At 53.3% G+C, this 15,258-nt stretch carries 7 protein-coding genes; 6 read left to right on the top strand and 1 reads right to left on the bottom strand.

All coding sequences use genetic code 11. From position 1 onward, the window contains the following. The first annotated feature begins 644 nt into the window (after positions 1 to 644). The gene (locus tag ACT7DV_RS02330; RefSeq protein ID WP_444660724.1) at positions 645 to 1,538 is read left to right on the top strand and encodes a hypothetical protein; all 894 of its coding nucleotides are present in this window, start codon (positions 645 to 647) and stop codon (positions 1,536 to 1,538) included. Positions 1,539 to 1,662: 124 nt separating this feature from the next. Here the strand turns inward: ACT7DV_RS02330 and ACT7DV_RS02335 are convergent, their stop codons facing one another. Further along, positions 1,663 to 5,355 carry a YobI family P-loop NTPase gene (locus tag ACT7DV_RS02335; RefSeq protein ID WP_444660725.1) on the bottom strand — a complete coding sequence of 1,231 codons (3,693 nt, stop codon included), beginning with the start codon at positions 5,353 to 5,355 and terminating at the stop codon, positions 1,663 to 1,665. Positions 5,356 to 5,826: 471 nt separating this feature from the next. On the opposite strand from ACT7DV_RS02335, the gene ACT7DV_RS02340 reads away from it, so the two are divergent. The 5 genes from ACT7DV_RS02340 (at position 5,827) to ACT7DV_RS02360 (ending at position 15,231) form a co-directional block, all read left to right on the top strand. Continuing rightward, a complete protein-coding gene (locus ACT7DV_RS02340; RefSeq protein ID WP_444660726.1) occupies positions 5,827 to 7,428 on the top strand; it encodes an ATP-dependent nuclease in 1,602 nt (533 codons plus the stop codon). Then, a complete protein-coding gene (locus ACT7DV_RS02345; RefSeq protein WP_444660727.1) occupies positions 7,425 to 8,528 on the top strand; it encodes a UvrD-helicase domain-containing protein in 1,104 nt (367 codons plus the stop codon). Before ACT7DV_RS02340 ends, ACT7DV_RS02345 begins: the two co-directional genes overlap by 4 nt. Before the next feature lie 334 nt (positions 8,529 to 8,862). Then, positions 8,863 to 10,824 (top strand): type I restriction-modification system subunit M, encoded by a 1,962-nt coding sequence (locus ACT7DV_RS02350; protein WP_444660728.1) that lies wholly within the window; start codon positions 8,863 to 8,865, stop codon positions 10,822 to 10,824. Then, the gene (locus tag ACT7DV_RS02355; protein WP_444660729.1) at positions 10,821 to 12,161 is read left to right on the top strand and encodes a restriction endonuclease subunit S; all 1,341 of its coding nucleotides are present in this window, start codon (positions 10,821 to 10,823) and stop codon (positions 12,159 to 12,161) included. The genes ACT7DV_RS02350 and ACT7DV_RS02355 overlap by 4 nt, the downstream gene beginning before the upstream one ends. Then, the gene (locus ACT7DV_RS02360; protein WP_444660730.1) at positions 12,148 to 15,231 is read left to right on the top strand and encodes a type I restriction endonuclease subunit R; all 3,084 of its coding nucleotides are present in this window, start codon (positions 12,148 to 12,150) and stop codon (positions 15,229 to 15,231) included. Before ACT7DV_RS02355 ends, ACT7DV_RS02360 begins: the two co-directional genes overlap by 14 nt. The last annotated feature ends 27 nt before the right edge of the window (positions 15,232 to 15,258 follow it).

The following is a 15,258-nucleotide window of genomic DNA, read 5'->3' on the forward strand; positions in this document are numbered from 1 at the left end:
GTGTTCTATCTTTTTGCGCGCCCGCTACAGTTCATTCTCTGACAGCCAAGGGGCCTCATCACCAGGCAAGAGAGGGCCCAAGGCCGCCCACGCGATACACTGCGTCCAAAGCCGCCCCGATCGCCTGCCCACCCGGTGCACCGAACCAGTATCGATCAGAATCGCGCGTCCAGCGCCCCCGGTTTGTTCTAACCGGCCGGATTTAGGCATTTTTCGACCCGCTTCGTAGCTCACTCCGAAGAGTTTGACTGTTTCGACCGTGGTCACTGAGCCCATCACACGACGGCACCGATAAGCCAAAGTTTGTGACAAGATGTGCGTTTGGCTGAGCATATCTGAGACTCAGTGAAACGAGAAAACCACCGATCATCCACTTTTCAACTAGCAGATCATGATCCCGATGGTGCGTTTTGTACGCAAAGGGGAGCGCTTAATGTACGTTCTGAAACCCACCCCTACACCAATCGACATTGGCCTCTTACCGTGTTGTAATAGTTTGCCGAATAAACCCAAAGGATGTTTGGTAAAAATATCGGTTTGACCAAGGCCGCAGATAAAGATTTTCCTTTGAGCGCGGGCTGGCCCTGAACCAACGTCATTTAACTTCTACGTTCTAGGGTTGTTGGAAAGAAGGTTTTTAATCAATGAGTGACGAAGCTAGCGTAGCCGTAGAACTGTGGGGAACAGCTCCAGCTCTACTCACTTCACTGGCAGCTGTCGTCATTGCGCTCAAAAGCCAACGGACGGACCGTCAAGCATTTCTAGCCGACATGCGCAGACAATGGGACTCACTGGAAAAAGAATGGGCGACATCCCTGCTCTATACGAACGGTTCCGACTACTTCTACTCACCGGCATCGGAAGAAGACCGTAATCGAGTTGGCCGTATTATCGAGGAAACGAACGAGACCGGAGACGTTCCCCTAGGAACGATGGGTTTCGAACGCGGAAATCTACGCAAAGTAGTCCGCTTTTTCGTTTACGCCGCAGACTCCTTGATAAGTGGCAAATGGACTCTTGCTGAAGCATATTTACTGTTCGGGCCAGATGTAGCAAGACATTTCAAAACAATCTTGTGGATGTCCAGCCGGTCCCGCATTCGCCCTAAAGGACGCCGAGACCCAGAACTGACTGAGTGGCAAGATCGCGTTGACGACCTGACCGAGTTCAATTTCTACGATGAGCAAGAAGCAGTCTACTTATTTGCTTTTCTCCTGCGCGCAGAGCAGTGTCGTCGTGGCGACACCTATCCCCATTTTATAGTGGATTTGGCTCAACGCCTCAACGCTGGAGAGTATCAAAAACTAAGGACATATCTTGCTCGTGCTTCGCGGAACAGAGGCCGCTGGAGCGCAAAATACCGCCTTATTCGGACACTTCGAGATGCACGGCGGCCACGCGTTGCATCAGCCTTCACGCACTCACAAGATCCTCTCGTGGGTCCTGAGGAAATGCATCTATTCCGCAGGACAATATTTTCTCGGCGGGCTACCATACGCAAGGCCAGAAAACTTCAATCCAAAGCGGAAATGGACTAGACCGCTTGCAGGTTACTAAGCACTCAGCAAAGACGGTAAACTACCGTATCCTTTGAATATATATATATATATATATCAGGTCCCGGCGCCCGTCTAAGGTTGAGCCTCCCGAATAAGTTCCATTTCAAGACAGCTCCTTGCGTCGCTTACTTACTATGATCGGGTTTTTACTGTCATTGAAGCTCGCAACAACCCCTCGACTGCGCAAAGCTTCTAGTAGTTCGGTAGTTCCTACGGTATTAGCAACCTTAGGTTTGTCTCGGCCAACAATCGTCAGTTCCGAATACGGTGACCCCAATGCGCGAAGCAGGTCGAATAGCTGCTCGTCCAATATTGACCCGAGATGCGGGCTTAGTAACGCGATCACATCGGGGATTTTGATACGATTTTCTGCCATCTTTGCAACGACGTCGAAGCTCATTGGGAGACCATATAGCAGTGCAAGCCGAGCAACTTCGGTGAGTTCTTCTCGTCCTGCTGCAGATGTATACTCGCTTGCTCGATTCAAAATAGCGCGCTTCGCTTGCTCAGAAACCGACGGGCTCGCGAGAATCACGGTAAGGTCATCATTAACGAGCGCTGGAGTAATCCACTCATGGAATTCAGGCATAACCGTGATCACCCGTTCACGTGTGTCCCAGTTTGCCGCAAGCAGATGCTCATACGTTTCTGCCTCTCCAGAAATGACACGTCGCGTAATTAGCTGCGTATAAAGCTCACCATCCTCGACGTTCACGTTACTTAAAGGGATCCATTCAGTTAGCTTTAAGCTCTCTGCCAAAGTTGCGCGCAAAATCGGCCCGAGTTTTGTATTGGCACCGATCAGCTTCACGGCCAGATCTTGCTTCTCGTTCTCAGCGACGTCTTCGTGAGCTGTAACAGCCTGCGACTTTTTCAGGACGAAGGCTAGATGTTCGTCAATTTTGCCAACCTGCTCGATGTAAGCCGTTATATTTGAGAAAGTCGGGGAAAAACGATTGTGTGCCGCTAAGATACTCCAGGCTTCTTGCGGTACCGTCTCAAGATCCTCGACACGACTCTCATCTGATGCTCCTCCGACGACGCAGTCGAGCAAGTCGGGTGCAGCTTTGAGTACATCCTTTATCACCGGAACGAATCCCCCCACAGAGTTATTCGTCGAGGAATGTCCGTCGACTGCGTCTAGATAGATCGAAAGCTCAGAAAGCGCCTTCGTATACACATCCTCAAGACCTGATACTCTAAGTTCATCGAGCGAGAGGCCACGGTCGTCTCCCACAGCGGCACGCAAGTTATCCAAACTCATCTCGTATAATCCGTATTTCACAAAGGCCGGACGTACCGAATCACTTGTAGTCGCAAGGTCAGGAAGCAACACACCGGCTTCCTTAAATAGGAGCGCTATGAGATCCGCTTGACCTGTCGTAAGCCGTTCAGATCGTATAGATGCAAGTTGCCCGTAATTAGTATGCAAGTAATCCTTCGTTAGATTGGTTACGGTCTGATTCATCTTTTCGGTAAGACTCAACAATGCAACACTGACTAGAGACTTTTGAGTCTCATCGTCAAGCTCGACGCCGCCAACAAGGTACTCAAGAATATTGGGGCTCCGGGCTGTCAGTTTCTTTGCAAGCAACTCCTTGAAGGCTCCGCTGCTGAAGTAGGCCTGCAAAAAACGCTTACCCTCATTATTAAGGTGGGCAAGTGCATCAACCATCAGTTCAGCGTCTGGATCATTCGAACGAAGCAGATGGTCGAGGATCGCAATGTTAAACATTGCCGATTCGGCTAGTGAGCGAACTCCCCGCTCACGGATTACTGCTTCTACGTCTTCTGGTGTCAAGACGAATTGCTCGTCCATCAGATCCCGTTCAACATGATGAATGATGAAGTTTGTCGCAGCGGGGCTTACACGGTTGCCATGGAATGTCGACGTATAGAGCGTGAAATTACGGTCGATGTATCCGTCCTGAATGAGACTGTATACCAGCCCCTTAGTGAATAGGCTCTCTGCGACTTTCGAGAACGGATACTTCTCATTCTCGAAATCCATCCGGAATTCTGGCCGGTGCATTAGGTCATTCATATCCGCCGAGCGAAGGAATTTCAGTTCATCCTCAATCTTACGAACACGTACGGCGTGGGCTTTCTCGTCGGCTTGGCGCCAGGTAGTTACGTCCAACGTTTCTCCTACCAACCCTGCAACATCGGCGCGAGATAGTTGGACTTCTTGTCCATAACGAGGGTTGTACCAGCCGACAGTGGGGTTGCCATCTTGACTGCCAAAGACCTCCCAAAATTCGACCGTCTCAAAGTCATTGGCTTGCGCAGCGCTGCCACCCTGTCGGTACTGCCCCTGCTGCCGTTGAAGCCTAGCCGTCCGGACTATCAGGTCGATACCTGAAACTAATCGTTTTCCGAGCCGTACAGCCTTCTCCGAGGCCACCCTTCGACTCGCCACGGCTGCTCTGGCCGCGCGTAGCTCACTTTCGCGTTCTCGAATGTTGGCCACGATCAGCGCCCGGCTTGCCTTATACAATTGGTCCAGCTTACTTTCACCGAGACGGACCACTTCAAAGTCGCTCAGATGAGTACTTTTGTAGAGCATCATGGCGAAGAGGTGGGTCTCGCTGAGATTGAGATGCTTGCCATCTCCGGAAAAGATTCGATCTCGAAAAACCACAAATTCATTCCGTACATTCTTTAGCAGGCGCATGTCAGGAACGAACCGGGCGGCCAAATCAATCAGGTCATTTGATATTTTATGTTCAATATCCTTGAGTATCTGTGCCGTGAGGTTTCGTGCACTTCGATGGGTGATGAATGGGACCACTGGGATCACAAGGTCAAAGAACTTCGTGCGATTAGCGCGAATGATTTCAGCTTGGGCCGGATCAGCTATGCCGGCATGTGCTGCGTCACCCTTCCTCCCCTCCTGTTGGAGACCATCGCTATCGAAAATGCTGTCCTTGATCGCGTAGATGAATCGAATTGGTTTCTTAATTTTTGGCGATGCATTCAGAAGCGCGTTTAGAGAACGAAGTGTCTCGAAAATATGAGAATCGTTGAAGCGGTCGATGTCCTCGAAGATAACGATGTCGCGAGATGATGTCTCGAAGAAATAGACGATCTCGTCAAGATACTGATCGAAATAGGATACTGACTTTTCGTCTAAGGTGACCGCTGCGGGACCGGCGGAAAATTGCTTAATGTGGATACGACCATGAAGAAGAACCCTGGTTGCAAGGATTGCGGCAGAAGCGAGCAGTATGAGGATCGGATAGATCCAGAGTCCAAGTTCAAAGAGGGGTCGAAAGGTGTGCTCAATTTTCGATGCCCACCCTAGGATCAGAAATGCCACCGTAACCCCGACACTCATAACTACGGACAGCGCAAGCTCTCTCCACCATCTGAAATGTTCTATCCTTCGAAAGCGTGAAGCACGCGCTGACTTTGGCTCAGCACGATACAAAAGCTGCTTAACAATTTCTTGCTGGATGCGGTTTGTCGGTGTCGTCGCTTGAACGGGGACAGATTCGTCCAGCTGCGAGGCCTCGATCGGTGAAAGCGTCGATAGCGAGAGTTCAACAACGCGGCCCTTGTGGTCTTCCGAAACTCGACGCAAAATGCTGCTCTTGCCCACGCCATAATTTCCAGAGAGGGCGATGTTTCGAACGTCTTCATTCTTAATGTTTTTGGCTATGGTTGCCGCATATTGCGCATGTTCAGACTCAATAAACTCCGGTGTTAGAGCCGTGAGTTCCCAGGCAGGCGAAACCTGTTCAGGCGAATTCGCTGTCTTTAGTTTTAGTTTAAGCGCTTTTATCGGATTCTTCATGGCACATTCGATTATGGCAGAGGTCAGACACTGCTATGTGAAAAATGTTGCTTAAAGGGTTCGCCCATACGTCTTAGAGCCGGTACCCGCCGTCCTGACTATGTCATAGTGCAGTGTAGATATCTCGCACAACCCGGTAATCAGGCAACTTACGACTTACAAGATTAACCCCCTGTCCACCTGTGATATGTCTGATTTGACGTTGCTTTCTTCTCGCATTCCTCATAGTCGAATTCTGACACACCTTAGACAACTCGGATGCATTCAAAGAAGAGTCCACAAGGCCTCAATATTCACGAAGAGGCGACGAATTTCCGTTATTGACATATGGTTATTGGGAGGAATGACAGGGGTTTGCTGAGCGAATCGAAAACTGGTCATATCTTGGGACGGCGAGGCTGAGTTCGTTGCGGGCGACAAACCCAAAATTTCACTAGCATATAGATTGAATTAGGTTGAGGACGCTGAGAATTGATAGAGCGAATAGTTATCCGAGGGTACCGTTTATTCCGAAACTTTGAGATGGAGCCTAAACCGGGTCTCAATATCATAGTTGGAGGAAACGAAGCCGGAAAATCTACGTTATTGGAGGCCATTGCACTCGGGTTAACAGGCCGGATCAATGGACGGCGCGCCGAGGAAGAGATAAGCCCTTACTGGTTCAACAAAGATATGGTTGCTGAATATTTTGCTGCCGTTGCTGCCGGTGAGTCGCCTGAGCCACCCGAGATCCTCATCGAGCTGTATTTGAACGATACGTCACCAGATATACAGACGTTACGCGCTGTATACAACTCCCGCGCTCAAGACGCTCCGGGGGTGAGCGTGCGTATCGCTCTTTCCCAGGACTACGCGCAAGAGTTTGAGGTCTACATGCAGGCTGCGCATCGTCCCAATATCATTCCGGTGGAATACTACGAGATGGTCTGGAAGGACTTCGCGGGAGGGCTGCTCCAGCGTCGGCCCAAAGGCTTGGGTGTCTCGTTTATCGATGCACGAACCATTCGCTCAAGTTGGGGATTGGACTATCACACGCGAGAAATGCTGGGTGAATTCGTGGAAGCGAAAGAGAGGGCAGCTATTTCTGTTGCGCACCGGAGTGCGCGCCATGAAATTTCGGCGACAGCATTGTCTGAGGTCAACAAGCGCATTGCAGCCGAGGGGACCAGGTTACATGATAGGGACCTAGCGCTGCATATGGATCAATCAGCTGGCTCCTCGTGGGAAGCCGGTGTCGTACCTTACGTGGGTGAGGTCCCGTTCGCTCTTTCAGGTCAAGGCCAACAGGCCGCGATCAAAGTTGCTTTAGCCATGAACCGTTCAGCTGCTCACACTTCTTACGTGTTGGTGGAGGAACCAGAGAACCATCTCTCGCACACCAGCCTCACTCGTCTTGTTGCTCGCATCGAGACACTCGCGGGCGACCGACAGGTGTTCATCACTACCCACAGCTCGTACGTTCTGAACCGCCTCGGACTGGATAAACTTTGTCTTCTCCATACCGGATACCCGACGTCATTCTCCGCTATCGCTGCGGAGACTATCCGTTATTTTAAACGGTTGTCTGGATTTGATACGTTACGTATCGTCCTAGCAGACAAACTCGTGCTCGTTGAAGGACCATCCGATGAAATACTCTTCGAGCGTGCGTTTTCAGACAAACATGGAAGGACACCAACTGATTCAGGCATAGATGTAATGTCAATGTCCGGAGTTGCATTGGGCAGGGCATTGGAACTATCTGCGGCATTGCGACGGCAGGTAGCTGGCATCCGAGATAACGACGGCAAACCATCCGCGCACTGGGAAAGCAAGGTGAACCAGCACCTTGAACTAGCGAAACGTCAGCTTTTTATCGGTGATCCTGCACTCGGTACGACCCTTGAACCGCAATTGCTTCATTTCAATGGTGATTCGACTCTGCGAACGCTTTTAAACATCGAAGACGAGACGAAGACCACCCTAGAGTGGATGACGGATCACAAGACTGAAAGCGCGCTATTGCTCGCCGAGTCACGGTCATCAATCACCTTCCCGGACTACTTAATGAATGCCATCGAGTTCATCGAATGAACCGTCTCACTCTCTCAGTCGCTGGTTCACGCAAGACGCAATCGATTGTCGACGCCTGCGCACACGGGGCGCCAGAGAAGCGCCGTCTCGTAGTAACTTTTACCCAGACAGGTCAGGCCGAGCTTGAACGTCGCCTCCGCGCCGAGTGCGCGCCCGGTTCCGTCCCCGAAGTGATGGGTTGGTTCGCGTTCCTTCTGCGTCATTGCGTCCGCCCTTACCTACCACTGCTATTTCCAAATCAGCAATTAAAAGGTCTCAATTTTGACGGAGTACCTGTTGGCGGCCGATACGCAACAGGCGTCGAACGCTATTTCGATGTTGGAGGTTGTACATACAAACTACACCTGTCGAAACTGGCCTTCGAAGTCATCAAGAAAAGCGCAGGCTCAGCGATTGACCGGATCACTCATATCTACGATGAGATTTATATCGATGAAGTTCAGGATCTAACCGGGTGCGACCTCCATGTACTTGAACAACTCATGCGCGCCGATCAAATGGACGTTTATATGGTGGGCGACGTTCGACAATCGGTGTTCGATACCAACCCACAGGATCCGAACCTCAAGAAATACCGAGGGGTCGCGATGTTGAATTGGTTCGAGTTGCACGAAAAGAAGGGGATACTGGATGTCTCACACAAGGTCGAAACTTGGCGTTCTAACCAAGACATAGCCGATTTCTCTGACCAACTCTTTCCACCTGAATTCACTTTTTCTCCAACCATCTCACGGCAAGACGCAGTAACGGGACACGACGGTGTGTTTGCCATCGCCGATGCCGACGTGAGCGCATATATTAGCCAGTTCCAAGTGCAGCCGCTAAGGGAGAGTAAGACAACGGCCCGGACCTCTGAACTGCTGTTTCAGAACTTCGGCAAAGTCAAAGGGCTCACCTTTGACCGTGTCCTTATCTACCCAACAGGTCCAATTCTCAAGTACTTGACTGAAGGTATAGTTCTAAAGCCGAAAACCGCATGCGGATTGTATGTGGCAGTCACACGGGCAAAACATTCCGTGGCTTTCGTCGTTCCAGACCCAGCGAAAACAGAACTCGCTCAGTGGAGCGTCGATCCGAATGAGAACGAACTAAAAACCTAAACTCCAGACTCGCAAATAGAAAGATAGGGCAACGAGAAATGCTGAGAGGAGATTTTCCTTGTTCAGCAAATTTTATCGAATGTTCTAGTTTGCAGAGGAGGTGTCTGCTTGTCCATGTTGTCACTCTGACGTGCTTAGATGAAGATATAAGAAACAACTACCGCAGATCATCCAGCACATTTGTTGTATTTCTGCACCAGAAAAGCGGCACGGTGTACAAAACATGAAGTGAATGCAGTCTTCCCGGCGGACACAGCCAGCATTGCTGCAAGCATAGAACCCGGAGCACTTTCAGCCCTTCCCGCTATTACCTTTCGTCAAGGACCTTTTGAGCATGAGCAACCACGCAACATTCATCTGGAGCATCGCCGACCTGCTCCGAGGCAACTTCAAAGCCCACCAATACGGCGACTTCATCCTGCCCTTCACCGTCCTGCGCCGCCTCGACGCAGTCCTGGCAGACACCAAGCCAAAAGTCCTGGAAGTCGTCGCTGAAGCTGAAGCCAAAGGCTTGCCCATCCGCCCGGTCTTGCTCAAAACCCGCGCCGGGCACCAGCACTCCTTCTACAACACCAGCCGCTACGACCTGACCACCCTGGTCGGCGACCCTGAAAACCTACGCGAAAACCTGCTCGCCTACCTCAACGCCTTCTCCGAAAACGTGCGAGACATCTTCACCAAGTACAAAATTGAAGACCGCATCGAAGAACTCGAAGACAGCAACCTGCTCCTGCTGGTCATCCAGCAGTTCGCCGACGTCGATCTGCACCCCGACAGCGTCTCCAACGCCGAAATGGGCCACATCTTCGAAGAACTCATCCGCAAGTTCGCCGAAGCATCCAACGAAACCGCCGGTGAGCATTTCACTCCGCGCGAAGTCATTGAACTCATGGTCGACCTGCTCTTTACCAACGACGATGAAGCGCTGCGCGACGGGGACATCGTCCGCTCCGTCTACGACCCGACCGCTGGCACCGGCGGCATGCTCTCGGTAGCCGAAGACCACCTCAAGGACATGAACCCCCGCGCTCGTCTCACCTTGGCCGGCCAGGAGCTCAACGCCCAGTCTTACGCAATCTGCAAGGCAGACATGGTCATCAAGGGCCAGGCCGTCGACGCGATCGTCAACGACGACACCCTGCTCAACGACGGCCACACCGGCTCCACCTTCAACTATTGCCTATCCAACCCGCCCTTCGGCGTGGACTGGAAGAAACAGGAAAAGACCGTCCGTGAAGAACACGAAGAGAAGGGCTTCGCCGGACGCTTCGGTCCTGGCCTGCCCCGCGTGTCTGACGGTTCCATGCTGTTCTTGCTGCATCTGATCTCCAAGATGCGCGAACCCGGCGAAGACACCACGGGCGGGCGCGCGGCCATCGTCCTGAACGGCTCCCCGCTGTTTACGGGCGGCGCAGGCTCGGGCGAATCAAATATCCGCAAGTGGCTGCTCGAACGCGACTACCTCGAAGCGATCATCGCCCTCCCTACCGACATGTTCTACAACACCGGCATCAGCACCTACGTCTGGGTGCTGTCTAAGGAAAAACCTGCCGAACGCAAGAACAAGGTCCAGTTGGTCGACGGGTCCAAGATGTTCCGCAAGATGCGCAAGGGTCTGGGCTCCAAGCGCAACGAACTGGGGCCAGAAGACATCCGGAAGATCGTGAGCCTCTACGGTGACTTCGCCGAAACCGAGCAGTCCAAGATCTTCAATACCACTGATTTCTTCTACCGCACCATCACCGTCGAACGTCCGCTGAAGCTGAACTTCGCCACCACTCCTGACCGCATCGACACCGCTCTGACTGCAAAGACTCTGGCCAAGCTCAACGTCGAAACCCAGAACACCCTGCGTACCGCGCTGGAAACCATGGATGCAGACCAGTTGTGGAAGAACCGGGATGAGTTCACCAAAGCACTGAAAAAGCAGCTGAAGACCAGCGGCATTGACCTGAACGCGCCTCAGTTCAAGACACTCGTTGCTGGCCTGTCTGAGCGGGATGAGACTGCAGATGTGTGCACAGGTACTAAGGGCAAGGTTGAAGCTGACGCTGACCTGCGTGATACCGAGAACGTGCCATGGGACGAAGACATCCACGCCTACCTAGCGCGAGAAGTGAAACCTTTCGTTCCTGACGCGTGGATCGACGAGGCCAAGACGAAGGAAGGCTGCGAGATCCCGTTCACCCGCCACTTCTACCAGTACGTCCCGCCACGCCCACTGGAAGAGATTGATGCTGACCTCGACGCGGTACTGGGTCGTATCCGTGCACGCCTTCAGCAGGTGAAAGCATGAGCATGAAGCCATACCCGGCGTACAAAGACAGCGGTGTTATGTGGTTGGGCGACGTCCCAGAACATTGGAACATCTCTCCACTCGGACAACATTTCATGCTTCGAAATACGAATGTGAGTGATAAGGATTTTCAACCATTATCAGTCACAATGTCTGGTGTTTTGCCACAGATGGAACATGTAACAAAAACGGAAAACGGCGAATCTCGAAAATTGGTACTAAGTGGCGATTTTGTTATTAATAGCAGATCCGATCGCAAAGGATCTTCGGGGATCGCAGATCGTGATGGTAGCGTATCGCAGATTTCGATTGTCCTTGAACCCTTGGATGTAGAACCAAGATTCGTGCATCATCTTCTACGCAGCGTGCCTTTCCAAGAAGAGTTCTACCGTTTTGGAACAGGGATCGTTGCTGACCTATGGAGCACCAGATTCTCATCTATGAAAACGATACGTCTCGCTGTTCCGCCAACTTCGGAACAGAAATGTATCGTCGCGTACCTCGATCGTGAACTTGATGAGATTGATGCGTTTATCGCGGATCAGGAAGAACTCATTGAGTTGTTGTCCGAGCGCCGTACAGCAACGATCACCAGCGCCGTCACCAAGGGCCTCGACCCGAACGCACCATTGAAAAACAGTGGAGTGGAATGGTTAGGCAAAGTACCGGAGCACTGGTCGATCGGATTATGTAAAAACACGAGCATGATCACGCTGGGAAAAATGTTGCAACCAGCCCGCAAGAGCACGGATGATACGTATGCACCGTATCTTCGTGCCGCGAATGTCCAGCCTCAGGGGCGACTTGATCTTCAAAGCACCAAATCCATGTGGTTCACAAACTCCGAGCTCAGTAGGCTCGATCTGCGTGCCGGCGACACAGTTATAGTCGAGGGTGGCGTCGGAGGATTCGGCAGAGCTGCGTTCATCGACAGAGATTTAATCGGTTGGGGTTTCCAAAACTCGATTGTCCGGCTTCGTCCCTACAAAGGCTTCAGCAGCAAGTTCCTCACTTTTGCTTTTCTCCACCTTCGAGAAGCCGGATACATCTCCATGGCAGCGAGCGTTACCTCCATGCCTCACTTCACCGCCGAAAAGGTCGCAGCCACGGTCCTTGTCTGGCCCAGGGAAGCTGAACAAGCAGAAATTGCAGCCTACCTCGACCGTGAGACCGCCGCGATTGACGCGGCGATCGCTGACGCTCGTGAAGCGATCGCGTTGTCCAAGGAACGTCGTGCAGCGGTCATCAGTGCTGCGGTCACCGGGAAGATCGACGTCCGCGGTCTAATAGACCCAGCAACCAGCATTGTGGAAGGAGCGCCTGTTGGCGCTGCATAACGAAATCGAATTCGAAAACGAAATCTGCGAGCATCTTGCCGCCCACGGCTGGCACTACTCCCCTACCGATGAGGGGTACGACCGTGAACGTGCCTTGTTCCCCGAGGACGTGTTCGGCTGGCTGGAAGACACGTCCCCGGATGAACTGGCCAAAGTGCTGAAGCCAGACATGGCCCCGGCCATGCTCGCCAAAGCCAAGATCCGTCTATCGGACCGCCTGTCCACCGTCATTGGCATGGACCCGTTCAACGGCGGCGGTACCCTGAACGCCATCAAGAAGGGCTTCGCCGTCACCCCGGCATCTTTCCGCATGTTCCAGCCCAAGCCTGCCGACGGGCTGAACCCCGTCACTGTCAACCGGTACGGCCAGAACCGGTTGCGCGTGATGCGGCAAGTGCACTACTCCACCAGCAACGACAAGTCCCTGGACTTGGTCTTTTTCCTCAACGGCATCCCCGTGGCCACCGTTGAGCTGAAAACCGACCTGACCCAAGATGCCCAGGCAGCACTGAAGCAATACAAGCAGGACCGCAACCCCAAGGACGAGCCGCTGCTGACCTACGGGCGCGGCGCCCTGGTGCACTTCGTCGTGTCCAATCAAGAAGTGCATATGACCACGAAACTGGAAGGAACCTCCACCCGGTTCCTTCCCTTCAACGCCGGTAACAACAACGGTGCAGGCAACGCACCGCGCGAAGGGACCAGTCCCACTGCGTACTTCTGGGAAGACCTGCTCGAACGCGATGCGTGGCTGACCGTGCTGGGCAAGTTCATTCACTACCGCTTCGAAGAAGACACCCACCCGATCACCGGGAAGAAGACCTTCAAAGCCTCCACCCGGTTCCCCCGCTACCACCAGTGGCGCGCCGTCAACACCCTGTCCGCAGCCGCGTTGGCTGAAGGGCCGGGGCATAACTACCTGATCCAGCACTCAGCCGGGTCCGGCAAGACCGACTCCATCGCATGGACCGCCTACCGGCTCGCGTCCCTGCACCGCGAGGACGGCTCGAAGGTCTTTGACGGTGTCCTGGTCATCTCTGACCGCACCGTGCTGGACGGTCAGCTGCAAAAAGCCATCGAACAGCTCGAAACCGTTGCTGGGGTCTTTGCACCGATCACCCGAGGTTCTGAAGGATCCAAATCAGCCCAGCTGGCCGACGCTCTGCTGAAGGGACGTCAGATCATCGGAGTCACTTTGCAGACTTTCCCGCACGCGCTGGAAGAGATCCGTAAGAACAAGGGGTTGGCCGGGCGTAACTACGCAATCATCGCCGATGAGGCTCACTCCTCTCAGTCCGGCGATGCAGCTAAGTTACTGAAGAAGGTCCTGACCAGCAGCGGACTGGACGAGAACGAAGAAATCAGTACCGAAGACGTGCTCGCCGCGGAAATGGCCGCCCGCGCCGGTGGTACGGGGAACCTGTCCTTCTTCGCGTTCACTGCCACGCCTAAGGCGAAAACCATTGAACTGTTCGGCCGCCCCAATGAGAACGGCATACCGCAGGTCTACGACCTGTATTCGATGAAGCAAGCCATCGAAGAAGGCTTCATCCTTGACGTGCTGCAGAACTATACGACCTACCAGATGGCTGCGCGGATCGCCCATGCCAACGAGAAGTCAGCCGAGCAGGAAGTCGACCGGGACCAGGGCGCCAAGGCGCTGATGCAGTGGGTGAAGCTACACCCGCACAACATCGCCCAGAAGGTTGCGGTCATCGTCGAGCACTTCCGGCAGAACGTCGCCCACCATCTGGCTGGCCGAGCCAAGGGCATGGTCGTCACCTCGTCTCGCAAGGAAGCCGTGCGCTACAAGCTGGCCATTGACGACTACCTGAGCGCCAAGGGTCTCCAATCCGAACTGGCTGCCCTGGTCGCGTTCTCCGGGGACGTCAACGACCCTGAATCCGGGACCGAGCCGTTCAACGAGCACAACATGAACCCCGGGCTGAAGGGCCGCACACTGCCCAAGGCGTTCGGCACCGACGAGTACCAAATCATGCTGGTGGCCAATAAGTTTCAGACCGGCTTTGACCAGCCTCTGCTGGTCGGCATGTATGTAGACAAGAAGCTCTCCGGCATCGCCGCCGTGCAGACTCTGTCCCGGTTGAACCGTGTCATCCCAGGCAAGGACCGGACGTTTGTCCTGGACTTCGTCAACGACCCTGGGACCATTCTTGAAGCGTTCCAGACGTACTACGAGGACGCGTCCATCGAGCAGGAATCCAACCCGGACATCATTCACGACATGATCATGAAGCTTGATGCCATGGGGATCTATAACGACAGGGACGTGGACCTAGTCGCACAGAAGTGGGTGGCCCAACGCAACCACAACGGCCTGGTCTCGCACTTGCAGCCGGCCATTGACGTGTTCAAGCACGGGCACAAGACCGCAGTGTTCAACAATGACAAGCTGGAGTTGGAAAAACTCGAAGAGTTCCGCAAGACCGCCGGCGCGTTCAACAAGTCCTATGATTTCTTCTCCCAGATCATCGATTACGGCGATACCCGGGTGGAGAAACTGGCCATCTATCTGAAACTGCTCTCCAAGGCCCTGCAGACCACCGCGACCGGCAACAGGATTGACCTGACCGACGTGGTGCTCACCCACTATGCATTGAAAAAGCAGGAAACTGCGGACTTGAAGCTCGCCGCTGGAGAGGGCAAGGGGCTAAAGGGCATAACCGATGCTGGATCCGGTGTGCCGCGGGAGAAGACGTCCGAGACTTTCGGCGGGTTGATCGAACAAATCAACAAGATCTTCGAAGGTACCGGCGTCAGTGATGAAGACAGAGTAAACGTATTTGAGTCCATCCTGCGACACGCTTTGTCCCACGAACAGCTGCAACGCGAAGCCGTGGCCAATGGCCCATCTGATTTCAGTACTTCACCGACACTGGTAGAGGTCATCGAGGAACTGATTTATACCGCAGGTGAAGGACATCAGAACGCAATCAATGTCCTGCTAACTTTGGGTAGTCCAGAGAAAATTGTCGATGTCCTACTCGCAGCCGGACTACAGAAGCGCTTGCGAGAGCAAGCACAGAAAGACGCCCAAGACAACGAATAGGTCGTCCACCACTCATGTGGGAGTTGC

Source organism: Glutamicibacter sp. TV12E, assembly GCF_052441935.1.
Classification (GTDB): Bacteria; Actinomycetota; Actinomycetes; order Actinomycetales; family Micrococcaceae; genus Glutamicibacter.

Excerpts from the sequence above, each read along its gene's own strand:
- ACT7DV_RS02330 (WP_444660724.1), top strand. The coding sequence starts at position 645 with ATGAGTGACGAAGCTAGCGTAGCCGTAGAACTGTGGGGAACAGCTCCA.
- ACT7DV_RS02335 (WP_444660725.1), bottom strand. The coding sequence starts at position 5,355 with ATGAAGAATCCGATAAAAGCGCTTAAACTAAAACTAAAGACAGCGAAT.
- ACT7DV_RS02345 (WP_444660727.1), top strand. The coding sequence starts at position 7,425 with ATGAACCGTCTCACTCTCTCAGTCGCTGGTTCACGCAAGACGCAATCG.
- ACT7DV_RS02350 (WP_444660728.1), top strand. The coding sequence starts at position 8,863 with ATGAGCAACCACGCAACATTCATCTGGAGCATCGCCGACCTGCTCCGA.
- ACT7DV_RS02355 (WP_444660729.1), top strand. The coding sequence starts at position 10,821 with ATGAGCATGAAGCCATACCCGGCGTACAAAGACAGCGGTGTTATGTGG.